General features: G+C 42.1%; 24 protein-coding genes. 15 read left to right on the top strand and 9 right to left on the bottom strand.

Annotated elements, in window-relative coordinates; translation table 11 throughout:
- The 9 genes from H8S88_RS09750 to H8S88_RS09710 all read left to right on the top strand — a co-directional run.
- Window positions 1-691: nitronate monooxygenase (locus H8S88_RS09750; protein WP_236128281.1), on the top strand; the 691-nt coding region annotated here is incomplete at its 5' end.
- 24 nt (window positions 692-715) lie between these two features.
- Window positions 716-1,636, top strand: a complete 921-nt coding sequence (fabD, locus tag H8S88_RS09745; protein WP_236128280.1) for an ACP S-malonyltransferase — start codon at window positions 716-718, stop codon at window positions 1,634-1,636.
- Window positions 1,637-1,648: 12 nt separating this feature from the next.
- Window positions 1,649-2,383: a 3-oxoacyl-[acyl-carrier-protein] reductase gene (fabG, locus tag H8S88_RS09740; protein WP_048688768.1), complete on the top strand. Its 735-nt coding sequence runs from the start codon at window positions 1,649-1,651 to the stop codon at window positions 2,381-2,383.
- An 18-nt stretch (window positions 2,384-2,401) separates the two neighbouring features.
- The gene (gene fabF / locus H8S88_RS09735; RefSeq protein WP_023022242.1) at window positions 2,402-3,634 is read left to right on the top strand and encodes a beta-ketoacyl-ACP synthase II; all 1,233 of its coding nucleotides are present in this window, start codon (window positions 2,402-2,404) and stop codon (window positions 3,632-3,634) included.
- A 1-nt stretch (window position 3,635) separates the two neighbouring features.
- Window positions 3,636-4,124: an acetyl-CoA carboxylase biotin carboxyl carrier protein gene (gene accB, locus H8S88_RS09730; protein ID WP_125336173.1), complete on the top strand. Its 489-nt coding sequence runs from the start codon at window positions 3,636-3,638 to the stop codon at window positions 4,122-4,124.
- Complete coding sequence (fabZ, locus tag H8S88_RS09725) at window positions 4,121-4,543, top strand: 3-hydroxyacyl-ACP dehydratase FabZ (protein ID WP_006596902.1); 423 nt, start codon at window positions 4,121-4,123, stop codon at window positions 4,541-4,543. Before accB ends, fabZ begins: the two co-directional genes overlap by 4 nt.
- Window positions 4,544-4,553: 10 nt before the next feature.
- Window positions 4,554-5,921, top strand: a complete 1,368-nt coding sequence (locus H8S88_RS09720; RefSeq protein ID WP_125336174.1) for an acetyl-CoA carboxylase biotin carboxylase subunit — start codon at window positions 4,554-4,556, stop codon at window positions 5,919-5,921.
- An 88-nt stretch (window positions 5,922-6,009) separates the two neighbouring features.
- On the top strand, window positions 6,010-6,870 hold the full coding sequence (accD, locus tag H8S88_RS09715; protein ID WP_048789384.1) for an acetyl-CoA carboxylase, carboxyltransferase subunit beta: 861 nt from the start codon (window positions 6,010-6,012) through the stop codon (window positions 6,868-6,870).
- Window positions 6,870-7,640: an acetyl-CoA carboxylase carboxyl transferase subunit alpha gene (locus tag H8S88_RS09710; RefSeq protein WP_048789383.1), complete on the top strand. Its 771-nt coding sequence runs from the start codon at window positions 6,870-6,872 to the stop codon at window positions 7,638-7,640. Before accD ends, H8S88_RS09710 begins: the two co-directional genes overlap by 1 nt.
- Window positions 7,641-7,682: 42 nt before the next feature.
- Here H8S88_RS09710 and serS read toward each other — a convergent pair whose 3' ends face one another.
- The 7 genes from serS to H8S88_RS09675 form a co-directional block, all read right to left on the bottom strand.
- Entirely contained in the window at window positions 7,683-8,960 is a 1,278-nt protein-coding gene (gene serS, locus H8S88_RS09705; RefSeq protein WP_125336175.1) for a serine--tRNA ligase, read from the bottom strand.
- Between the two features lie 218 nt (window positions 8,961-9,178).
- Window positions 9,179-9,547 carry a DUF956 family protein gene (locus tag H8S88_RS09700; protein ID WP_125336176.1) on the bottom strand — a complete coding sequence of 123 codons (369 nt, stop codon included), beginning with the start codon at window positions 9,545-9,547 and terminating at the stop codon, window positions 9,179-9,181.
- Between the two features lie 80 nt (window positions 9,548-9,627).
- Window positions 9,628-10,539 carry a PTS system mannose/fructose/sorbose family transporter subunit IID gene (locus H8S88_RS09695; protein WP_125336177.1) on the bottom strand — a complete coding sequence of 304 codons (912 nt, stop codon included), beginning with the start codon at window positions 10,537-10,539 and terminating at the stop codon, window positions 9,628-9,630.
- Window positions 10,540-10,557: 18 nt separating this feature from the next.
- Entirely contained in the window at window positions 10,558-11,361 is an 804-nt protein-coding gene (locus H8S88_RS09690; RefSeq protein ID WP_006596895.1) for a PTS mannose/fructose/sorbose transporter subunit IIC, read from the bottom strand.
- Between the two features lie 27 nt (window positions 11,362-11,388).
- On the bottom strand, window positions 11,389-12,378 hold the full coding sequence (locus H8S88_RS09685) for a PTS sugar transporter subunit IIB (RefSeq protein ID WP_125336179.1): 990 nt from the start codon (window positions 12,376-12,378) through the stop codon (window positions 11,389-11,391).
- A 367-nt stretch (window positions 12,379-12,745) separates the two neighbouring features.
- Window positions 12,746-13,768: an alcohol dehydrogenase AdhP gene (adhP, locus tag H8S88_RS09680; protein WP_048789378.1), complete on the bottom strand. Its 1,023-nt coding sequence runs from the start codon at window positions 13,766-13,768 to the stop codon at window positions 12,746-12,748.
- A 287-nt stretch (window positions 13,769-14,055) separates the two neighbouring features.
- Window positions 14,056-14,868, bottom strand: coding sequence for a Cof-type HAD-IIB family hydrolase (locus H8S88_RS09675; RefSeq protein ID WP_048789377.1), 813 nt, complete (start codon window positions 14,866-14,868; stop codon window positions 14,056-14,058).
- 253 nt (window positions 14,869-15,121) lie between these two features.
- Here H8S88_RS09675 and H8S88_RS09670 point away from each other — a divergent pair, with 253 nt between their 5' ends.
- From H8S88_RS09670 to lytR, 4 genes are all read left to right on the top strand, one after another.
- Window positions 15,122-16,543 carry an NCS2 family permease gene (locus H8S88_RS09670; protein ID WP_048789376.1) on the top strand — a complete coding sequence of 474 codons (1,422 nt, stop codon included), beginning with the start codon at window positions 15,122-15,124 and terminating at the stop codon, window positions 16,541-16,543.
- Between the two features lie 123 nt (window positions 16,544-16,666).
- Entirely contained in the window at window positions 16,667-17,116 is a 450-nt protein-coding gene (gene tsaE, locus H8S88_RS09665) for a tRNA (adenosine(37)-N6)-threonylcarbamoyltransferase complex ATPase subunit type 1 TsaE (RefSeq protein ID WP_048789375.1), read from the top strand.
- Between the two features lie 2 nt (window positions 17,117-17,118).
- Window positions 17,119-17,649 (top strand): GNAT family N-acetyltransferase, encoded by a 531-nt coding sequence (locus tag H8S88_RS09660; protein ID WP_048789374.1) that lies wholly within the window; start codon window positions 17,119-17,121, stop codon window positions 17,647-17,649.
- Window positions 17,649-18,818 (top strand): glycopolymer--peptidoglycan transferase LytR, encoded by a 1,170-nt coding sequence (gene lytR / locus H8S88_RS09655; RefSeq protein ID WP_048688809.1) that lies wholly within the window; start codon window positions 17,649-17,651, stop codon window positions 18,816-18,818. Before H8S88_RS09660 ends, lytR begins: the two co-directional genes overlap by 1 nt.
- Before the next feature lie 48 nt (window positions 18,819-18,866).
- Here lytR and H8S88_RS09650 read toward each other — a convergent pair whose 3' ends face one another.
- Together H8S88_RS09650 and H8S88_RS09645 are read right to left on the bottom strand one after the other, a co-directional pair.
- A complete protein-coding gene (locus tag H8S88_RS09650) occupies window positions 18,867-19,163 on the bottom strand; it encodes a hypothetical protein (protein WP_048688812.1) in 297 nt (98 codons plus the stop codon).
- Between the two features lie 13 nt (window positions 19,164-19,176).
- Window positions 19,177-19,590, bottom strand: a complete 414-nt coding sequence (locus tag H8S88_RS09645; RefSeq protein WP_048688815.1) for an HIT family protein — start codon at window positions 19,588-19,590, stop codon at window positions 19,177-19,179.
- 67 nt (window positions 19,591-19,657) lie between these two features.
- Between H8S88_RS09645 and H8S88_RS09640 the strand changes: the two genes are divergently transcribed.
- Both H8S88_RS09640 and H8S88_RS09635 read left to right on the top strand, forming a co-directional pair.
- The gene (locus H8S88_RS09640) at window positions 19,658-20,389 is read left to right on the top strand and encodes an ABC transporter ATP-binding protein (protein WP_125336180.1); all 732 of its coding nucleotides are present in this window, start codon (window positions 19,658-19,660) and stop codon (window positions 20,387-20,389) included.
- Window positions 20,386-21,441 carry an ABC transporter permease gene (locus H8S88_RS09635; RefSeq protein ID WP_125336181.1) on the top strand — a complete coding sequence of 352 codons (1,056 nt, stop codon included), beginning with the start codon at window positions 20,386-20,388 and terminating at the stop codon, window positions 21,439-21,441. Before H8S88_RS09640 ends, H8S88_RS09635 begins: the two co-directional genes overlap by 4 nt.
- Window positions 21,442-21,455 lie beyond the last annotated feature (14 nt).

Genomic DNA, 21,455 nt, shown 5'->3' with positions numbered 1-21,455 from the left:
TATTACTGGTGCAGGGAATCCTGGAAAATACATGGATCGTTTCCACGAAGCTGGCATTACCGTTATTCCAGTTGTACCTTCAGTAGCTTTAGCAAAACGGATGGAAAAACTAGGTGCGGATGCTGTCATTGCTGAGGGAATGGAAGCAGGAGGTCATATTGGTAAATTGACGACCATGACCTTGGTTCGTCAAGTGGTCGAAGCGGTCTCTATTCCAGTTATCGGTGCTGGTGGTGTTGCAGATGGTGCAGGAGCGGCTGCGGTCTTCATGCTTGGAGCAGATGCTGTTCAAGTGGGAACACGATTTGTCGTTGCTAAAGAATCAAATGCTCACCAAAACTTTAAGAATAAAATCTTGAAAGCTAAGGACATTGATACAGTGGTGTCTGCGTCAGTTGTTGGCCACCCAGTTCGTGCGATTAAGAATAAATTGGCTTCTGCCTATAACCAAGCTGAAAAAGATTTCTTGGCAGGTAAGAAGACTCAAGAAGAAATTGAAGAATTAGGAGCAGGTGCTCTTCGCAATGCGGTTGTTGACGGAGACGTTGATAATGGATCTGTGATGGCAGGACAAATTGCAGGTCTCGTAAGTAAAGAAGAAACCTGTTCTGAAATCTTGGAAGATATCTATCTTGGAGCTGCTAAGGTCATTCAGAAAGAAGCAGCTCGCTGGGCAGATGTGAAATTCTAACAAGTAAAGGAAAGGAAGAGAACAGTGACAAAACGTGCCTTCTTATTTGCTGGTCAAGGTGCCCAAAAATTGGGGATGGCTAGTGATTTGTATGCAACTTATCCCGTTGTCAAAGAGACATTTGATACGGCTAGTCGTATTCTAGGTTATGATTTGCGTGAATTGATTGATTCTGACGAAGAAAAACTCAATCAAACACGCTATACTCAACCAGCTATTTTGACAACTTCTGTAGCTATTTATCGTCTATTGGCAGAAAATGGCATAACACCGGATATTGTGGCTGGTCTCTCCCTAGGAGAATATTCTGCTTTGGTTGCTGCAGGCGCTCTTTCCTTTGAAGAAGCGGTCGCCTTGGTAGCTAAGCGAGGGGAATTTATGGAAACAGCTGCGCCTGCTGGAAGCGGGAAGATGGTAGCTGTTATGAATACTTATCCTGCCTTGATTGAAGAAATCTGTCAACAGGCTTCTGAAAAGGGAGTTGTAACACCAGCTAACTACAATACTCCTGCCCAAATTGTGATCGGTGGAGAGGTTGAAGCTGTGGATTATGCAGTTGAACTCTTACAAGAAGCAGGGGCAAAACGGTTGATTCCTCTGAATGTCTCTGGTCCTTTCCATACGGCCTTACTTGCTTCTGCTAGTGAAAAACTAGCGACTGAACTTGAAAAAGTTCCTTTTAAGGACTTTAGCTTGCCTTTGGTTGGGAATACAGAAGCAAAAATCATGAAATCAGACGAAATCAAAGCTTTATTAGCTCGGCAAGTGATGGAGCCCGTTCGTTTCTATGATTCGATTGCGACGATTCAAGAGTTTGGAGTAGATGAAGTGATTGAAATTGGTCCAGGTAAGGTCTTGACTGGTTTCTTGAAAAAGATTGATAAAACTCTTCCAACGAAAAATGTGGAGGATCAAGCCAGCCTTGATGCCCTACTGAACGAATAAGATGAGGTGACTATGGAACTAAAGAATAAAAATGTATTTGTTACTGGCTCAAGTCGAGGCATTGGATTGGCTATTGCGCATAAATTTGCGTCAAAAGGTGCCAACATTGTCTTAAATAGTCGTGGAGAGCTCCCAGCAGGCCTAGTGGATGAATTTGCCTCATACGGTGTGAAGGTAGTTGGTGTTACTGGGGACGTATCCCAAGCTGCGGAAGCGAAACGAATGGTCGCGGAAGCGATTGAAGCACTTGGCTCAGTAGACATCCTTGTCAACAATGCTGGGATTACCAATGATAAGCTCATGTTGAAATTGACGGAAGAAGATTTCGAGCAAGTCTTGAAGGTGAATTTGACCGGTGCTTTTAATATGACACAATCAGTCTTAAAACCGATGACCAAAGCACGTGAAGGTGCTATCATTAACATGTCGAGTGTTGTCGGTCTGACAGGAAATGTTGGACAAGCCAACTATGCAGCCTCAAAAGCTGGTTTGATTGGTTTTTCTAAATCTGTAGCACGTGAAGTAGCTGGTAGAAATGTCCGTGTAAATGTCATTGCGCCAGGCTTCATTGAGTCTGATATGACAGAAGGACTTCCTGAAAAAATTAAAGAAATGTCTCTCGCTCAAATTCCAATGAAACGATTTGGAAATACAGAAGAAGTGGCAGATGTTGCAGTCTTTCTTGCGACTCAAGAATATCTAACAGGGCAAGTCATCGCAATTGATGGTGGCTTAACCATGCAATAAAAAGAGGTAGGTTTTGAAATGAAATTAAATCGTGTTGTTGTAACAGGCTATGGCTTGACATCTCCAATCGGAAACACTCCAGAAGAATTTTGGAATAGTTTAAAAGAAGGAAAGATTGGAATTGGTCCGATTACAAAATTTGACCACAGTGACTTTGCTGTTCATAATGCAGCTGAAATCCAAGATTTCCCATTTGATAAGTACTTTATCAAGAAAGATACAAACCGCTTTGACAACTACTCTTTGTATGCTTTGTATGCCGCTCAAGAAGCTGTGAATCATGCAGGTTTAGATGTAGAAGCTATTGATAAAGATCGTTTTGGTGTCATTGTTGCTTCTGGTATTGGTGGTATCAAAGAAATTGAAGATCAAGTGATTCGTTTGCATGAAAAAGGACCAAAACGTGTCAAACCAATGACACTTCCAAAAGCTTTGCCAAATATGGCATCTGGTAATGTTGCGATGCGTTTTGGAGCTAATGGAATTTGTAAATCGATCAATACTGCTTGTGCCTCTTCCAATGATGCGATTGGAGATGCTTTCCGCGCTATTAAGTTTGGTTTTCAAGATTTGATGTTGGTTGGTGGTTCTGAAGCTTCTATTACACCATTTGCAATCGCCGGTTTCCAAGCCCTAACAGCTCTTTCAACAACAGAAGATCCAACTCGTGCTTCTATTCCATTTGATAAAGATCGGAATGGATTTGTAATGGGTGAAGGATCAGGAATGTTGGTACTTGAAAGTTTGGAACACGCTGAAAAACGTGGTGCAACCATTCTTGCTGAAGTCGTGGGTTACGGAAATACTTGTGATGCTTACCATATGACTTCTCCACATCCAGAAGGTCAAGGTGCTATCAAAGCAATGAAGTTGGCTTTGGATGAGGCAGAAATTGAACCAGCTCAAGTTGATTATGTCAACGCTCATGGTACCTCTACTCCAGCAAATGAAAAAGGAGAAAGTGGTGCAATCGTTTCTGTATTTGGTACAGAAGTTCCAGTATCTTCTACAAAATCATTTACAGGTCACCTCTTGGGGGCAGCAGGGGCAGTTGAGGCTATTGCGACGATTGAAGCAATTCGCCATCAATATGTTCCAAAAACTGCTGGAACACAAGAGTTATCAGATTATATTGAAGCTAATGTCATCTTTGGTGAAGGGCAAGAACGTCCGATTTCTTATGCCATTTCCAATACATTTGGATTTGGAGGACACAATGCTGTCTTAGCCTTTAAACGTTGGGAGGGATAAAGTGAATATTCAAGAGATTAAAGACTTAATGAGTCAATTTGACCAATCTAGTCTTCGTGAATTTAGCTATCAAAATGCAACGGATGTGCTATCATTTAGTAAAAATGCTGGTAGTGTAGCTAGCCCACAACCTGCTACGCCAGCTCCTGTAGTTCAAGAAGTGGCACCTGCTGTTGAGAGCCCTGTTGTTCTTGCAGAAGAACCAGTTGCTTCTTCAGCACCAGCTCCTGAAGCAAGTCCAGCAGTAGCAGCAGAAGGGGAAGTGGTTGAAAGTCCTCTTGTTGGTGTAGCTTATTTAGCTTCAGGTCCAGATAAACCAGCTTTTGTTCAGGTTGGAGATAGCGTTTCAAAAGGCCAAACCCTATTGATTATTGAAGCGATGAAAGTTATGAACGAAGTTCCTGCACCAAGGGATGGAATTGTCACTGAAATCCTTGTTTCAAATGAAGAAATGGTTGAGTTTGGGAAAGGATTGGTACGGATTAAATGATCGATATTCAAGCTATTAAAGAGGCTCTTCCGCATCGCTATCCGATGTTGTTGGTGGATCGCGTCCTTGAAACAAGTGAGGATACGATTGTAGCCATTAAGAATGTGACGATCAATGAGCCCTTCTTTAATGGGCACTTTCCAAGCTACCCAGTAATGCCAGGTGTCCTCATTATGGAAGCCTTGGCACAAACTGCCGGTGTCTTAGAATTATCCAAACCAGAAAATAAAGGAAAATTAGTCTTTTATGCTGGAATGGATAAGGTTAAATTTAAAAAACAAGTCGTTCCGGGAGATCAGCTCGTAATGACAGCTACCTTTGTCAAGCGCCGTGGTTCGATTGCGGTCGTGGAAGCAAAAGCGGAAGTCGATGGGAAATTAGCTGCTAGCGGGACCCTAACATTTGCAATTGGTAACTAGGGAGGTTTCTATGTTCCGAAAAATTTTAATCGCGAATCGTGGTGAAATTGCGGTCCGGATTATTCGAGCTGCTCGTGAATTAGGAATTGAAACAGTCGCTGTCTATTCAACGGCTGATAAGGAAGCCTTGCATACCTTACTAGCGGATGAAGCAGTTTGTATTGGGCCTGCCAAGTCAACCGAGTCTTATTTGAACATGAATGCTGTTTTATCTGCAGCTGTTTTGACTGGATCAGAAGCGATTCACCCAGGATTTGGATTTTTGAGTGAAAATTCGAAGTTTGCCACCATGTGTGAAGAAGTCGGGATTAAGTTTATTGGACCATCAGGATCTGTCATGGATATGATGGGTGATAAAATTAATGCCCGAGCACAAATGATCAAAGCAGGTGTACCTGTAATTCCAGGATCAGATGGTGAAGTTCATACAGCTGAAGAAGCCTTGGAAGTTGCCGATCGGATTGGCTATCCTATCATGCTGAAGGCATCAGCTGGAGGTGGCGGTAAAGGGATCCGTAAAGTAGAACGGGCAGAAGACCTAGTTCCAGCTTTTGAATCTGCTTCGACAGAAGCTAAGGCGGCCTTTGGCAATGGAGCTATGTACCTTGAACGCGTCATCTACCCAGCTCGTCATATTGAGGTTCAAATCTTGGCTGACCAATTTGGGCATGTGGTTCATTTGGGTGAACGGGATTGTTCCCTTCAAAGAAACAACCAAAAAGTCCTCGAAGAATCTCCATCCGTAGCAATCGGTAAGACAATTCGAGACCAAATCGGATCTGCAGCTGTCCGAGCAGCAGAATCTGTTGGCTATGAAAATGCTGGGACAATCGAGTTTCTTTACGATGAAGGTAAAGGCGAATTTTACTTCATGGAGATGAATACTCGGGTTCAAGTTGAGCATCCCGTGACAGAATTTGTCACAGGAATTGATATCGTGAAAGAGCAAATTAAAATTGCTGCTGGGCAAGAATTGTCTGTAAGCCAAGAAGATATTCAAATTTCTGGCCATGCAATTGAATGCCGGATCAATGCAGAAAATCCTGCCTTTAACTTTGCACCAAGTCCAGGAAAAATCACCAATCTCTATCTTCCAAGTGGAGGAGTCGGCTTGCGCGTGGATTCAGCTGTCTACCCTGGCTATACGATTCCACCTTACTACGATAGTATGATTGCCAAAATCATTGTCCATGGAGAGAATCGTTTTGATGCCTTGATGAAGATGCAACGCGCCCTCTATGAGTTGGAAATTGACGGTGTAATGACCAACAGTGATTTCCAATTGGATTTGATTTCAGATTCGAATGTGATTGCTGGTGATTACGATACCGCCTTTCTGATGGAGACATTTTTACCAAATTATCAGAAAAATCAATAAGCAATGAACTTTGTAAATGTGAGATTCATTTTCACAAGGAATGAACACGCACAATTACAAAGTTCTTTTACCAAGTAAGGAGAAGTTGATGGCTTTATTTTCTAAAAAAGATAAGTACATTCGAATTAATCCCAATCGGTCGGCCATTGAAGCACCTCAGCCAAAACCAGAGGTTCCAGATGAGTTGTTTTCTCAGTGTCCGGGCTGTAAACATACGATTTACCAAAAGGATCTGGGAAGTGAACGTCTGTGTCCTAAGTGTGGTTATACCTTCCGCATCTCTGCAGTTGAGCGACTTCAATTGACGATTGATCCAGGAAGCTTTATTGAATTGTTTACGGGTATTGAGACCAAGGACCCGCTTAAGTTTCCAAACTACAAGAAGAAATTGGCGGCTGTTCGTGAATTGACAGGACTAGATGAAGCTGTGCTAACAGGAACTGCAAAGATCGGGGGCCATCAAGTGGCTCTTGGTATTATGGATTCTAATTTCATCATGGCTTCTATGGGCTCTGTGGTCGGTGAAAAGATTACCCGTCTATTTGAATTGGCGACAGAAGAAAGGCTCCCAGTTGTGCTCTTTACCGCTTCTGGTGGAGCTCGGATGCAAGAAGGAATCGTCAGTTTGATGCAGATGGCTAAAATCTCTGCAGCTGTTCAAAGACACTCAAAAGCAGGCCTGTTTTATTTGACGGTTTTAACAGACCCAACAACAGGAGGGGTAACGGCTTCATTTGCAATGGAAGGAGATATTATCATTGCAGAGAGCCAGGCCCTTGTGGGATTTGCAGGTCGAAGAGTGATCGAGTCTACCGTACGGGAACAGTTGCCGGATAATTTCCAAAAGGCTGAATTTTTGCAGGAGCATGGCTTTGTGGATGTGATTGTCCAGCGTAGTGAAATGCGTTCAACAATCGCAGACTTGTTAGCCTTTCATGGAGGGAAGTAATGACAAGAATAACACAAATTATTAAAGAAGCTCGTGACCAAGGACGTTTGACTGCTCTCGATTATGCTCATGGAATTTTTGATAATTTTATCGAATTGCATGGAGATCGGAATTTCCGAGATGACGGTGCAGTGATCGGTGGAATTGGTTGGCTAGGGGATCAAGCGGTAACGGTTGTTGGGATTCAAAAAGGAAAGAATCTTCAGGACAACCTCAGTCGAAACTTTGGCCAACCTCATCCAGAAGGCTATCGAAAAGCCTTGCGTCTGATGAAACAGGCGGAGAAATTTGGTCGTCCAGTAGTAACCTTCATCAATACTGCGGGTGCTTATCCGGGTGTTGGCGCTGAAGAGCGGGGACAGGGTGAGGCTATTGCCCGCAACCTCATGGAAATGAGTGATTTAAAAGTTCCGATTATCGCGATTATCATCGGAGAAGGTGGTTCTGGTGGGGCCTTGGCTCTTGCTGTAGCAGATAAGGTCTGGATGCTTGAGAACTCCATCTATGCGGTCTTGAGTCCAGAAGGTTTTGCCTCTATTCTCTGGAAAGACGGAAGCCGTGCCATGGAAGCAGCTGAATTGATGAAGATTACTTCGCATGAGTTGTTGAATATGGATATTGTGGACAAAGTGATTCCGGAGCATGGTTTTTCTAATGGCGAATTACTAGCTCAAGTGAAGGAAGAAATCCAAGCAGAATTGAAGAAGCTACAAGCCTTGCCTCTCGAAGAACTTCTAGAGCAACGTTACCAACGTTTTCGTAAATATTAAAAAACTGAGCTTGCAATTTGCAAGGCTCAGTTTTTTTAAACTTTATTTTGGTGTGATGACTTCAGCGCCACCCATGTATGGACGAAGAACTTCAGGAATGGTTACAGAACCATCTTCATTTTGATAGTTTTCAAGAATAGCAGCGACGGTACGTCCAACAGCCAATCCAGAACCGTTCAAAGTGTGAAGAAGTTTGACTTTACCATCTGCTTCATCACGGTAGCGGATTTGAGCACGACGTGCTTGGAAATCTTCTGTATTTGAACAGCTTGAGATTTCACGATAGGTATTTTGTGCTGGGATCCATACTTCCAAGTCATAAGTCTTAGCAGCTGAGAAGCCCATGTCTCCCGTTGAGAGAGCCACGACACGATATGGAAGGTTGAGTTTTTGAAGGATGTTTTCAGCGTTGGCTGTCATCTTTTCCAATTCTTCATATGATTCTTCCGGTTTGGCAAATTTGACCATTTCTACCTTATGGAATTGGTGCAAACGAATCAAACCACGAGTATCACGACCAGCAGAACCAGCTTCAGAACGGAATGATGGACTCATGGCAGTAAAGTAGATTGGTAGATCTTTACCATCAATGATTTCATCACGGTAGTAGTTGGTCAGTGGAACTTCAGCAGTTGGAATCAAGACATAGTTGGTGTCGCTGAGTTCAAAAGTATCTTCCTTGAATTTTGGATATTGACCAGTACCAAACATAGAATCGTGGTTGACCATGTAAGGGGTGATGACTTCTGTGTATCCTTCCTTGCCATGCTCATCCAACATAAAGTTATAGATAGCACGTTCTAAGCGAGCTCCAAGCCCCTTGTAGAAGAGGAAACGAGCGCCTGTGACTTTACCACCACGTTCCCAGTCAAGGATGTCTAAGTCTTCTCCAAGGTCCCAGTGAGCTTTTGGTTCGAAGTTAAACTCGCGAGGAGTTCCCCAACGGCGAACTTCTACGTTATCGTCTTCATCAGCCCCAACAGGCACACTATCAGCAGGGATATTTGGAAGAGTCGTAGTAAATTCTGTCAATTTCGCATCGATTTCTGCCAATTCTGCATCAAGAGCTTTGACCTCAGCAGAAAGAGTTTGCATGGCAGCAATCTTATCATCTGCATTTTCTTTGTTGCGTTTAGCTTGGGCGATTTCAGCAGATACTGTGTTACGCTCAGCCTTGAGGGCTTCTACTTTGACCAAGATGTCTCGACGTTTGGCATCGATTTCTTTCATTTCATTCAAAACAGCTGCATCTACGCCACGTGTCGCTAATTTTTCAGCAACTGCATCAAAGTCTGTACGAATTCGTTTAATATCTAACATAGCTTCTCCTTTAACAAAAAGCACACCTGTTACAGTGTTGGAGTGGCAGGGCCACGGTTCCATCCAACTTCACAGGTGTGCACTTGATTTGATCTTCAATTTTTTGATAAACGGTAGAATTTCAATTAAGTCCTCTATCTGCTCACAGCAACCGCAGACTTTCTGAAAGATTTCCTTAATTTACTTATCCGTTTTCGTTTATTATACAAGAAAAGTACCTATTTTGCAAATAGATTTTTAATTTTAGCTGCGATGGTTTGGATCAAGGTCGGTAGCTTGACAATTTTATCATTTCCTAGATGTTCCCGAGCAATCTTTAAAATTTTCCCCGAGTCTTTAGAAGCAAATAGGAACTTGCTTTCCTTGGTGTAAATTTCAAAATGGCGGCTAATTTTACGCCCGGATACGTTGGCTCCGATCTGTTCGATTTCTTTCCAGGGAATTTGGACGTAGTCTTCTACATTAGCATCCGCATAAAATTCAAAAGCGACATTCCCAACTAGGATTTTTCCAACCTTTCCACCAACACCTAGATAAGAGACACCAGTGGTATGGAATTCCACGGTTTTATTCTGTGATTGCGCCATGTGATCCTCCTGTAACAATGTTCATTTCATTATACCATAATAAAAAGAAGGTCGAAACCTTCTTTTTTGTTGATCTTTGCTTACATCAAGCCAGCAACGTGTGCCAAGACACCGATTACAAAGAGGGCGATGATGATAGTGATTGGAGATACTTTCTTCTTAAGCAACCACATACAAGCGAAAGTAAGAAGCAATCCCATCAAACCAGGAATCAATGAATCCAAGTTTTGTTGGAAAGTCGTAACTTTTTCAGGTGTTTGAGATAGACCTGAACCAACTTGAGCGAAGGCTTCTTGGATACCCTTGTATCCTTCAGGAAGTTTATCCCAGTGGATATAAGCTTTGTCGTCTAATTTGACAGAAGAAACATTAAAGATGAATTTAATAGATACCCAACGTTCTACCAAGACAGCAAGGATGAACATCCCGAGGATAGAAGCTCCTTTAGTGATGTCTTGCAAGATCCCACCAGACATATCTTTGGTAATTTCAGAACCTGCTTTGTATCCAAGTTCTTGGGTGTACCACAAGAAGGACATACGAATCGCATTCCATGCAATAAAGAAGATGAGTGGGCCAAGGATGTTACCTGTCAAGGCAAGAGATGCACCAAGAGCTCCAAGGATTGGACGAACTGTAAACCAGAAGACAGGATCTCCGATACCCGCCAAAGGTCCCATCATACCAATCTTAACCCCTTGGATAGCGGCATCATCAATCGCAGCGCCATTTGCTTTTTCTTCTTCAAGGGCAAGAGTTACCCCGATGATTGGAGCAGCTACGTATGGGTGAGTGTTGAAGAACTCCATGTGACGCTCAAGAGCAGCCGCTTGGTCTTCTTTCTTCGTGTAAAGTTTTTTGATAGCTGGGATCAATGAGTAAGCCCAACCCAAGTTTTGCATCCGTTCATAGTTCCAAGAACCTTGCAAGAAGGTTGAACGCCACCAAACTTTTTGACGATCTGATTTAGATAATTGTAATTTTTCAGTCATGATAGTGTCACACCTTTCTTAATAGTCTTCAAGGATATCGCCGATTGGGTCATTAGAAGTAGCAACTCCGCCACCTCCATTGCCACCTTTCTTAGAGAGAGAAAGGTAGATCAAGGCAAGGGCAACACCAATTGCACCAAGAGCAATCAAGGTCAATTGGCTAACGGCAGCAAGAGCAAAACCAATGGCAAAGAATGGCCAAACTTCACGGCTTGCCATCATGTTGATAACCATGGCATAACCAACGGCAACGACCATACCACCACCGATTTGCATACCGTCTGACAACCAAGCAGGCATCGCTTCAAGAGCACCTTTAACAGTGTCAGCAGGGATCATCAACAGAAGGGCTGCAGGAATGGCGATACGAAGACCTTGAAGGAGAAGTGCTACAAAGTGAGCGCGTTCTACGCCTTTGATATCACCTTTTTTAGCAGCAGCGTCGGCAGTGTGGACCAAACCAACGGAGAGAGTACGGACGATCATGGTCAAGAAAAGACCAGCAACTGCAAGTGGAATAGCTACACCTTGAGCCACAGCGATTCCTTTAGAGCTAAAGTCACCACCAAGAACCAAGATAATCGCAGCAGCGACAGATGCAAGGGCAGCATCGGGTGCAACTGCGGCACCAATGTTGGCCCAGCCAAGTGCAAGTAATTGAAGGGAACCACCAAGCATAACACCGGCAGTCAAGTTACCTGTTACCAAACCGATTAAGGTACAAGCAACAAGTGGTTGGTGGAATTGGAATTGGTCAAGGATACCTTCAAGACCTGCTAAGAAGGCAACAACGACCACTAATACCATAGAAATAATAGACATGTTTAAAATCCTTTCGTAAGTAATCGATTATTGAACGTTAGCTTTGTTAATTAAGTCAAACAAATCTTTCTTAGAGTCATTTGGCACTTTACGGACATCAAATTCCACTCCAAGATCACGCATTTTTTCAAATGTAGCCACATCCTCTTTGTCCATTGACAAGACATTGTTAACCATGGTTTTACCAGTTGAGTGGGCCATTGAACCAACGTTCAAGGTTTTAATCGGAACACCACCCTCGATGGCACGAAGGGCATCTTGAGGTGTTTCAAACAAGATCAAAGCATGTGTTTCACCAAAGCGTGGATCTTTTGCAACGTCGATCAATTTTTGAATTGGGACAACGTTTGCTTTCACACCATTTGGTGCCGCTTGTTTGATCAATTCCTTACGGAGTTCATCTTTAGCAACAGAATCTGAAGCAACAATGATCCGATCGGCTTTTGAATCAGGTGTCCAAGCAGTTGCCACTTGTCCATGAAGAAGACGTGTATCTAAGCGGGCAAGGTTAATCTTGAGTTTTCCATCTCCGATAACTGTTCCTTCTGGAATAGCAGCTTGGGCAACAGGAGCAGCTGAAGCAGTGCTTGCTTCTTCAACTGGATTCAATTCTTCTGGAAGAGCTTTGATTCCATCTTTAGATTCTTTGATGATGTTTGCAGCAACTTGATCAACACCAGCAGTTGCATCCATCAAACGTTCAGTATAAGCTTGAATCAACATCGGAAGGTTCAATCCTGTGAGGATCGCAAATTTGCGATCTGGATTTTCACCCATAACGCGACTCGCTTGGTTAAATGGAGAACCACTCCAAAGGTCAGCCAAAACCAAGATTTCGTCTTCTGCATCAAATGCGGCAACAGCAGCATTGAATTTAGCATAGAGATCATCTGGGCCTTCACTTGGCATGAACGTAACCACTTGAACTTTCTCTTGATCCCCAAAGATCATCGAGCCGGATTGGTGGATTCCAGCTGCAAATTCACCGTGGCTAGCAATAATGATACCAATACTCATTATTGACATTCCTCCTTATAAAATTTGTTTGACTTTCAGTTTAAGAAAACTTTAAGCTTATCTATTATAAAACGTTTTCATAATAAAGTCAATTTTTCAGTACTAAATTAAAGGAAAAAGAGAAGTCTTTAACATATTAAATTGTTAACATCTGAGGTCGCTTGCTAGCAGACTTATTTGGCTATAAAATTTGAAAATCCTTTGGAATTCCTTGACAAGAGGGGAACGAAGGGGATTCTATGTTTCTGAAAAGAGTAGTAGTAGGATCTAATAGGTAAAATAAAAATATAGCAACCCCTTGCAGGTCCTGTTTGTGAGAAACTAAAAAAGACCAGCCTATTTGGGCTGGTCTAATAGGTTGAGTTGATTAGTTGGTGAAGTCAAGTACCATACGTCCTTGAATGGTTCCGGCTTCCATTTCGTCAAAGACTTTGACAGCATCTTCTACTGGACGCTTTTGAACAACTGGAACGACCAAGCCTTCTGCACCAAATTGGAAGGCTTCTTCCAAATCTTTACGAGTTCCTACAAGAGAACCGATGACTTGGATACCATCTAATACTGTTTTCACAATGCTGAGGTCCATCATTTCAGAAGGAAGACCAACTGCGATCACGCGGCCACCTGCACGAACAGAATCTACTGCTTGGTTGAAAGCTACTTTAGAAACAGCTGTTACGACAGCAGAGTGAGCTCCACCATTTGTTTTTTCTTTGATCAATCCTGGGACATCTTCGACTTCGTAACCGTTGATGACAAAGTCTGCACCAACTTCTTTTGCCAATTCGAGTTTATCATTGTTGATATCAACAGCGATGACATGAGCGTTGAAGACTTTCTTAGCATATTGAACAGCCAAGTTTCCTAGTCCACCAGCTCCATAGATAACGATCCATTGTCCTGGTTCAGCTTTGGCTTCTTTGATAGCTTTGTAGGTTGTAACACCGGCACAGGTAATAGAAGAAGCTTGAGCTGGATCTAATCCCTCTGGTACTTTTACTGCGTAGTCTGCAGTTACGATACATTGTTCAGCCATTCCTCCATCAACAGAGTAACCAGCATTTTTTACAGTACGGCAAAGAGTTTCGCGACCAGTTGTACAGTATTCACAAGTACCACATCCTTCGAAGAACCAAGCAACACTGACACGGTCACCAACTTTTAAACTTGTCACATCTGGAGCAAGTTCTTTAACAATCCCGATTCCTTCATGTCCAAGAACACGGCCTGGAACTTTACCGAAGTCTCCGTGAGCAACGTGCAAGTCAGTGTGGCAGACACCACAGTATTCGATTTGAACAAGAGCTTCCCCTGTTTCTAATGGGCGCATCTCCTTGTTTGCAACGATTTCAACACCGGTACCTTCTGGATTTACAACAACAGCTTTCATAGTTTTCCTCCTCAAGAGCTTAGTTGAATTAGAGACGGTAATAAAACGAGAAGTAACATCACTTGAATCATTATCGTATGAAACGAGCTAGGCTCCTTTTTTATTTTTGTTATGTTAATTTTATCACAAACTTTATCAGTTAGCAAGCGTTTACATAGAAAAATTTCTGAAAATAAACTTAACCAGTTAAACTGTTTTCAGAAAAAGTCTCTATAAGGTTCCGTATGTTTGAGAAAACAAAAAGCTTGAATCCTTTCTTGTAAAAGGTGATTCAAGCGCTTCTCTATTTATAGGAAGAGTTTTTCTAGTTGACGAGCAACGCCGTCCTGATCATTTGTATACTCGGTTTGTTTATCGGCATAGGGGAGGAGAACAGGATTGGCGTTTTTCATTGCAAAACCAGTTCCTGCGAAAGCCAACATGTCTGTATCATTTTGTTCGTCTCCAAAGGCGATAAGGTTTTTCCGATCAAGTCCGTAAGTCTTGAGGAGATAGTTGAGGGCAAAGGCCTTATTGACGCCTTTTGGAGCACATTCCAGAATGTTGAGGGGACCACCCCAGCTATTGATTTCTAGCTCGTGATGGTAGTAATCACGCATTTCTTCGGCTAAAGCATACTTATCTTCAGCGCGTGTTTGAAAGAGGATGGCGTTTGGGTTTTCGGTAACTTTATGAGCTTCGAATTTTGTTTTGGAGGAGATTTTAGAAACCCCAAATAAGGCGGGATCAATAGTATGGTGGTAGGTGTGGGTGACATAGAACTTATTGCGATACTCTCCAGCGATAAAGTCCGCCTGGATGTCATTTTCTCTCTCGACCATATCTAGGAGGTATTTTTTATCAAGGGTCATGGATAGTTCTTTTGACCATTTTTTATTTGGAATATGAGTGAGAGCGCCGTTAAAGTTAATCATGGGACTTTCCAATCCCAATTCCTTATAGATGTGATCTGCCATTCGATAGGGACGGCCAGTTGTAATAATGACCAGGTGACCTTGTTCACTGACTTTCTGGATGGTTTCAATCGTATAAGGCGATAATTTGCTCTCAGAATTTAATAAGGTGCCATCTAAATCGACAGCGATTAGTTTTTTATTCATAGGAAGATTCCTTTCATTTGTATGGTTTTTCTTACTCTAAATGAGGAGTATAGAAGTGCCATATTTTAAGAAGAATGCTACCATTATACCAGATAAACAGGAAAATTTCAGTTTTTCGAATAGTAAATGATGTGGCACAAAAGATTATCCAGATGAATCTCTTGTAAAAGTGAATGATATTTGATAAAATATTTGTATTGTTCGTGATTGAGTCGCGAGCAGATTTATTTTTTTTAAGGAGTTTATTGGAAAAATGGATAAGTTTTTCAAACTATCTGAACACGGAACGACGGTTCGTACAGAGGTATTAGCTGGTTTAACGACCTTCTTTGCCATGTCTTATATCTTATTTGTAAACCCTCAAATGCTCTCCCAAACAGGAATGCCAGCTCAAGGAGTATTTCTGGCAACCATTATTGGGTCAGTCGTTGGGACTCTTATGATGGCTTTCTACGCGAACCTGCCTTATGCCCAAGCACCAGGAATGGGCTTGAATGCCTTCTTTACCTTTACAGTGGTATTTGGGATGGGCTATTCTTGGCAAGAAGCCTTGGGAATGGTCTTTATTTGTGGATTGATTTCCTTGGTTATCACATTAACTAATGTTCGGAAAATGATTATTGAGTCAATTCCAAATGCTTTGCGTTCAGCTATTTCAGCTGGTATCGGAATTTTCTTAGCCTATGTTGGAATTAAAAATGCTGGCTTGTTGAAGTTTTCGATTGATCCGCATACCTATACGGTGGCAGGAGAAGGGGCTGACAAAGCGAATGCAGCGATTACAGCAAATTCTGCAGCGGTCCCAGGACTTGTTAGTTTTAATAGTCCGACAGTCCTTCTTGCCTTGGCTGGCTTAGCCATTACTGTTTTCTTTGTCATCAAGGGCATTAAAGGAGGAATTATCCTTTCTATCCTTACGACAACAATCCTCGCTATTGTGTTTGGCATTGTTGATCTTTCAACGATTGACTTTGGTAGTACCCATCTTGGAGCAGCCGTTAATGATCTTGGCAAAATTTTTGGAGCTGCACTTGGTTCAGAAGGATTAGGTTCCTTGATTACCAATACTTCTCGTCTTCCTGAAACCTTGATGGCCATCCTCGCTTTCTCATTGACAGATATCTTTGATACGATTGGTACCTTGATTGGAACTGGTGAAAAAGTTGGTATTGTTGCCACAAATGGTGAAAATCATCAATCCGCTAAATTGGATAAAGCCCTTTATTCAGACCTCGTAGCGACATCTGTTGGTGCTATTGCAGGTACTTCGAATGTGACGACTTATGTTGAGTCAGCTGCAGGAATTGGAGCTGGTGGACGGACTGGTTTGACAGCCCTTGTAGTAGCCATCTGTTTCGCAGTGTCAAGTATTTTTAGTCCCCTTCTTGCCATCGTACCAACTGCAGCGACAGCACCGATTTTGATCATCGTTGGGATCATGATGTTGAGTAGCTTGAAAAACATCCATTGGGATGATTTGGCAGAAGCTGTACCAGCTTTCTTCACCTCTATCTTTATGGGATTCAGCTATTCCATCACAAATGGGATTGCAGCAGGTTTTATTACCTATACAGTAACCAAATTGGTCAAAGGTGAAGCCAAAGAAGTTCACAGTATGATTTGGATTTTAGATGCCTTGTTTATCTTGAACTTTATCAGTATGGCCTTGCATTAGAATGAACATAGAGGAAAGCTTGGACAAATAGCCCAAGCTTTTTTTGATTGTCTTAGGTGAGGCAGAAGGTTGATCGACTAAAAATAGTGGGCAATAATCAATTATTTTTGGTATAATGGAGGAATGAAAAGTCAAAATGAACAAGAGTTGATTGCCCTTGGAAAACAGTTGGGTCAACGTTTAGAAAAACAGGATGTCGTGATTCTGACGGGAGATCTGGGGGCAGGGAAAACAACCTTTACAAAAGGCCTTGCTCAAGGGTTGGGCATTCGCCAGATGATCAAAAGTCCTACTTATACTATCGTGAGAGAATATGAAGGCCGTTTGCCCTTGTATCACCTGGATGTCTATCGTATTGGAGACGATCCAGATTCGATTGATTTGGATGACTTTTTATTTGGTGAAGGAGTTACCGTCATTGAGTGGGGAGAATTGTTAGAGACCAGTCTTCCTGCTGGATATTTAAAGGTTGAACTGCTTAAGGACGGTGATGGACGTGAGATATGCTTGTCAGCTGTCGGTGAACGTGCAGAACAATTAAAGGACTCATTTCTAACTTCTGTAGGAGCTTGAAGATGGAACAGGTATTGGATCTCTTTTTGAAAGAGGCTGAGGCTTCGGATGCAGAGTGTTTACTCGACTTTTTTAAAGATGTAGCGACTGAATCGGATTTTATGACCTTGGCTCCAGAAGGGCTTGGGATGACCAAGCAAGAGTTGGAAATATTTGCTGAAACACAAGCACAAACAGACAATCAATTATGTCTCTTATTATACTTGGGTGAGGATCTGGTAGGTGTCTTAAATATTGCAGCGGATCAAAACAGAGCCTTGCGCCATATTGGAGATCTCTTTATCGTTGTTCGGAAGGCCTATTGGAATAAAGGATTGGGTCGTATTCTTCTAGAAGAAGGAATCGCATGGGCAGAAGGTACCAACCTCCTTCGGAAGTTAGACCTCAGTGTCCAAGTTCGAAATGAACGGGCCATCCATCTCTACCAAACGCTAGGATTTGAAATTGAAGGTCTCCGCAAGAGAGGCGTATACAAGGAAGGGGAATATCTGGATGTTTACCTAATGGGCAAACTGATAGATAGACAGAATTAATGATTAAAAAAATTCTATTAATGTTTTTTAGTTTGTTAGCTGTAACGACAATAGGGATTGCGGCCTATGGGCTGACCATCCTCAATCAGTCAACAAATACGTTGAGTAAGACTTATAAAGGGATTGGTGATGAAAACAATGTCATCGCAGAAAACAAACCAATGACCATTTTGCTCATGGGGGTTGATACTGGATCAGGCTCACGAGAGGATCAGTGGGTAGGAAACAGTGATACCATGATTCTGGTGACGGTAAATCCACAGACGCGTGAAACAACGATTATGAGTTTGGAACGGGATATCTTGACCAATATTACGCAGGATGGAGAAACTGTCCAAGCTAAGCTGAATGCGGCTTATGCTCAAGGTGGAGCAGAATTGGCCATTAAAACCATCCAAGATTTGATGAATATTCATATCGACCGTTATGCGATGATCAATATGAAAGGCCTGGTTCAACTGGTTGATAAGGTTGGCGGCATCACAGTAAACAATCCATTTGATTTTGATATTTCAATCGAAGAAAATGAACCGGAATATACAGCAAAAATTCCACCTGGTCGTCAAGAGATTGATGGAGAACAAGCATTGGTATATTCACGGATGCGTTATCAAGATCCAGAAGGAGACTATGGTCGTCAAAAACGCCAACGGGAAGTCATTGAAAAGATCATCAAGAAAGTATTGACTTTGGATGGTCTGAGCAACTATCAAGGAATTATTGAAGCGGTTAGTGATAATATGCAGACCAATATCTCCTTGGATACGAATAGCTTGATGCACTTGATGGGCTATCGAGATGCCTTGAAGAACATCCGTATGGAACAGTTGAAAGGGGAAGATGCCACCCTAGCGGATGGCGGAAGTTACCAAATTGTTACTTCAGAACACCTGTTGAAGATGCAGAATATCCTGCGCAAAAGTCTTGGATTATCGCCTGTAAGAAAGCTCAAAACAAGTGCTGTTCTATTGGATAGCGATGAAGCTAGGGGTACTGATTCGTCAGAAAGTGGCGAAAGCCCAGTAGAGTCGAGTCAGAATACTGGTGGGGGCTATTACGATCCTTCCTATGTTCCGGAAACTTCTGTAAGTTCAGAAACGGTGACACCATACCAACAGATAGTGCCTCCTTATACGGATACAACTGTAGCTGGTGTTGGAGGAAACTAAATTAAAAAAAAAAAGGTTTTGAGATAGCTATCTCAAAACCTTTTTTGGTTAGTCGTTCGTATTAGATTTCTCAGACCAAATAGTTTGGATTTGTTCTACAGAAGCGTTGGCTTGCTGAGAAAAGACCCTTGCCTTATAGGAAAAGTCTTCCAGTAATTGGTTTAAAAGGACTCGTTGCTCCTGAATGATTTCAATGTTTTTTTTGATTTTAGAAACATTTGATTGGATTCCATCCGTGAGTTGTTTGGTTTCGTTGAATTCATTTTTAAGGGGTTCCCGATTTTTAACAAGTTGATAGCTGATGGTTGCTCCAGTCGCAAACCAAAATAGATCTCTTAATTTCATAGTAAGCTCCTTTTTAATGGTTTGAGATATCCTTGGCTAATTGAGCAAGGCGGTCAAAATCAGGTTCGTGGGCAATGAAATCAATCTTTAGGTCGTCTTCTTGAGAGTAGCGTGGAAGAATATGGACGTGGGTGTGGAAGACAGACTGACCCGCAATTTCTTCCATGTTACTAATGATATTCATTCCTTGAGGCTGTGTAGCACTTTCCACTTTTTTGGTGACTCTTGAAACGATGTTAAAAAGATCAGCTGTTTCATCTGGTGTCATTTCCAACAGATTACGGGCATGTTTTTTTGGAATCACAAGGGTATGGCCTGGAGTGACCTGAGAGATATCTAAAAAAGCAAGAAAATGGTCATCTTCGTAGACCTTAGAAGCAGGAATTTCTCCGGCAACAATCTTACAAAAAATACAATCCGAAACCATAAATGTACCTCAATTTCGCTAGATTTTGTTATAATATAAGAACATTATACCAGAAAGCTAAGAAAATATGTTAGAAATAAAAAACCTGACAGGAGGCTATGTCAATATCCCTGTCTTGAAAGATGTTAGTTTTGAGGTTGGCGATGGTCAATTGATTGGATTGATTGGCTTGAATGGAGCAGGGAAATCAACGACCATAAATGAAATTATAGGTTTACTGCGTCCCTATGCTGGCGAAATCCGGATCGACGGTTTGACTTTAGCTACTTCTCCAAGTGCCTATCGCCAAAAAATTGGTTATATTCCTGAAACACCGAGCCTTTATGAGGAGTTAACCCTGCGTGAGCATATTGAGACAGTGGCGATGGCCTATGACTTGGATCAGGAAGCAGTTTTTGCGCGTGTGACTCCTCTCTTGAAGCAATTTCGACTAGAGGAAAAATTGGATTGGTTTCCTGTCCATTTTTCTAAGGGGATGAAACAAAAGGTCATGATTATTTGTGCCTTTGCTGTTGATCCAAGTTTGTTTATTGTCGATGAGCCTTTCTTAGGTTTGGATCCAGTTGCGATCTCAGATTTAATTCAATTATTGAAGGTGGAAAAAGAGAAGGGGAAATCTATTTTAATGAGTACCCATGTTCTGGATTCTGCTGAAAAAATGTGTGATGCCTTTGTCATCCTCCATAAGGGACAGGTCCGTGCTCAGGGGACTTTAGAGGATTTGCGGACAGAATTTGGAATGGCAGATGCAGATTTGAATGAGATTTACCTTGCACTAACAAAAGAGGCTGACCGATGATTGAAGTTTTACAAAAGAGGAAGACGACCTTTCGCAATCAGTGCTTAAAATATTCTCGCTATGTGTTTAATGATCACTTTGTCCTCTTTCTCCTGATTTTTCTAGGCTTTTTAGCGGTTCAGTACAGTCAATTTTTGCGCTCCCTACCAGAAGATAAGAGCCTTCTCCTCCTTCTACTTGCCCTAGCTCCTTTGCTCTTGCTTCCAATTGGTTCCATCGCAACCTATTTTGAGAAGCCAGACATGATTTTCCTTCTGGCAAAAGAAGAGGAATTGAAAGGCTATTTGAACCAACAAACCTTACGAGCGACTATTTTCTGGGGAATTGTACAAACCCTTGTGCTTGTCCTATTTGTCCCTTTGGCTTTGGCTTTAGGACTGTCTTTGACCATTGTAGTGGTTTATGTGGCTATTCTCTTCTTGTTGAAGGTTCTTGTTTTTCAAGGGAAGGGGAAAAGATTCTATAACCAGGCGGGTCTTGATTGGAAGAGAATCGTAGAGCTAGAAAACCAGAGAAAGCAAAGTATTCTAAGATTTTTCGCCCTTTTTACCACAGTAAAAGGAATGACGAATAGCGTGAAACGGCGGGCCTACTTAGACAGACTAACAAGCATGGTTCCGAAAGTCAGTTCCAAGACTTGGAACAATCTGTATCTCCGTTCTTATCTCAGAAATGGAGATCTGTTTTCCATGAGCCTGCGTCTATTAGGACTAGCAATCGCTGTCTTTGTCTTCATCCCGCAAACGCTAGTAGCAGTAGCCGTCGCGGGGCTCATGAATTATTTACTTGTTTTTCAATTGCTCGGACTCTACAAGGCCTTTGACTATCAGTATTTAACGCGACTCTTCCCCTTGGAAATCAGTGCTAAAACACGAGGGCTTCTTCAAACAGTTCAATCGGTGACTTTGTTTGTGGTTCTTGTCGAGGGAGGACTGGGATTACTGGTCTTTGAAGAGAAAATTCTCGTCCTGGCCTTGCTAGCTTTCACAGCCTTTTTAGCCTATGGTTATGCACCTTTCAAGGTGAGACGATTAGTTGACGAAACGCTTTAAAATTAGTAAAATAG

This window comes from Streptococcus sp. GS001 (assembly GCF_021595565.1).
Classification (GTDB): Bacteria; Bacillota; Bacilli; order Lactobacillales; family Streptococcaceae; genus Streptococcus; species Streptococcus xiaochunlingii.
The sequence above is the reverse complement of the archived record's forward strand: the minus strand, read 5'-3'. Positions and strand labels throughout refer to the sequence as shown.

Excerpts from the sequence above, each read along its gene's own strand:
- fabG (WP_048688768.1), top strand. The coding sequence starts at position 1,649 with ATGGAACTAAAGAATAAAAATGTATTTGTTACTGGCTCAAGTCGAGGC.
- fabF (WP_023022242.1), top strand. The coding sequence starts at position 2,402 with ATGAAATTAAATCGTGTTGTTGTAACAGGCTATGGCTTGACATCTCCA.
- fabZ (WP_006596902.1), top strand. The coding sequence starts at position 4,121 with ATGATCGATATTCAAGCTATTAAAGAGGCTCTTCCGCATCGCTATCCG.
- H8S88_RS09720 (WP_125336174.1), top strand. The coding sequence starts at position 4,554 with ATGTTCCGAAAAATTTTAATCGCGAATCGTGGTGAAATTGCGGTCCGG.
- accD (WP_048789384.1), top strand. The coding sequence starts at position 6,010 with ATGGCTTTATTTTCTAAAAAAGATAAGTACATTCGAATTAATCCCAAT.
- H8S88_RS09710 (WP_048789383.1), top strand. The coding sequence starts at position 6,870 with ATGACAAGAATAACACAAATTATTAAAGAAGCTCGTGACCAAGGACGT.
- serS (WP_125336175.1), bottom strand. The coding sequence starts at position 8,960 with ATGTTAGATATTAAACGAATTCGTACAGACTTTGATGCAGTTGCTGAA.
- H8S88_RS09700 (WP_125336176.1), bottom strand. The coding sequence starts at position 9,547 with ATGGCGCAATCACAGAATAAAACCGTGGAATTCCATACCACTGGTGTC.
- H8S88_RS09695 (WP_125336177.1), bottom strand. The coding sequence starts at position 10,539 with ATGACTGAAAAATTACAATTATCTAAATCAGATCGTCAAAAAGTTTGG.
- H8S88_RS09690 (WP_006596895.1), bottom strand. The coding sequence starts at position 11,361 with ATGTCTATTATTTCTATGGTATTAGTGGTCGTTGTTGCCTTCTTAGCA.
- H8S88_RS09685 (WP_125336179.1), bottom strand. The coding sequence starts at position 12,378 with ATGAGTATTGGTATCATTATTGCTAGCCACGGTGAATTTGCAGCTGGA.
- adhP (WP_048789378.1), bottom strand. The coding sequence starts at position 13,768 with ATGAAAGCTGTTGTTGTAAATCCAGAAGGTACCGGTGTTGAAATCGTT.
- H8S88_RS09675 (WP_048789377.1), bottom strand. The coding sequence starts at position 14,868 with ATGAATAAAAAACTAATCGCTGTCGATTTAGATGGCACCTTATTAAAT.
- H8S88_RS09670 (WP_048789376.1), top strand. The coding sequence starts at position 15,122 with ATGGATAAGTTTTTCAAACTATCTGAACACGGAACGACGGTTCGTACA.
- tsaE (WP_048789375.1), top strand. The coding sequence starts at position 16,667 with ATGAAAAGTCAAAATGAACAAGAGTTGATTGCCCTTGGAAAACAGTTG.
- H8S88_RS09660 (WP_048789374.1), top strand. The coding sequence starts at position 17,119 with ATGGAACAGGTATTGGATCTCTTTTTGAAAGAGGCTGAGGCTTCGGAT.
- lytR (WP_048688809.1), top strand. The coding sequence starts at position 17,649 with ATGATTAAAAAAATTCTATTAATGTTTTTTAGTTTGTTAGCTGTAACG.
- H8S88_RS09650 (WP_048688812.1), bottom strand. The coding sequence starts at position 19,163 with ATGAAATTAAGAGATCTATTTTGGTTTGCGACTGGAGCAACCATCAGC.
- H8S88_RS09645 (WP_048688815.1), bottom strand. The coding sequence starts at position 19,590 with ATGGTTTCGGATTGTATTTTTTGTAAGATTGTTGCCGGAGAAATTCCT.
- H8S88_RS09640 (WP_125336180.1), top strand. The coding sequence starts at position 19,658 with ATGTTAGAAATAAAAAACCTGACAGGAGGCTATGTCAATATCCCTGTC.
- H8S88_RS09635 (WP_125336181.1), top strand. The coding sequence starts at position 20,386 with ATGATTGAAGTTTTACAAAAGAGGAAGACGACCTTTCGCAATCAGTGC.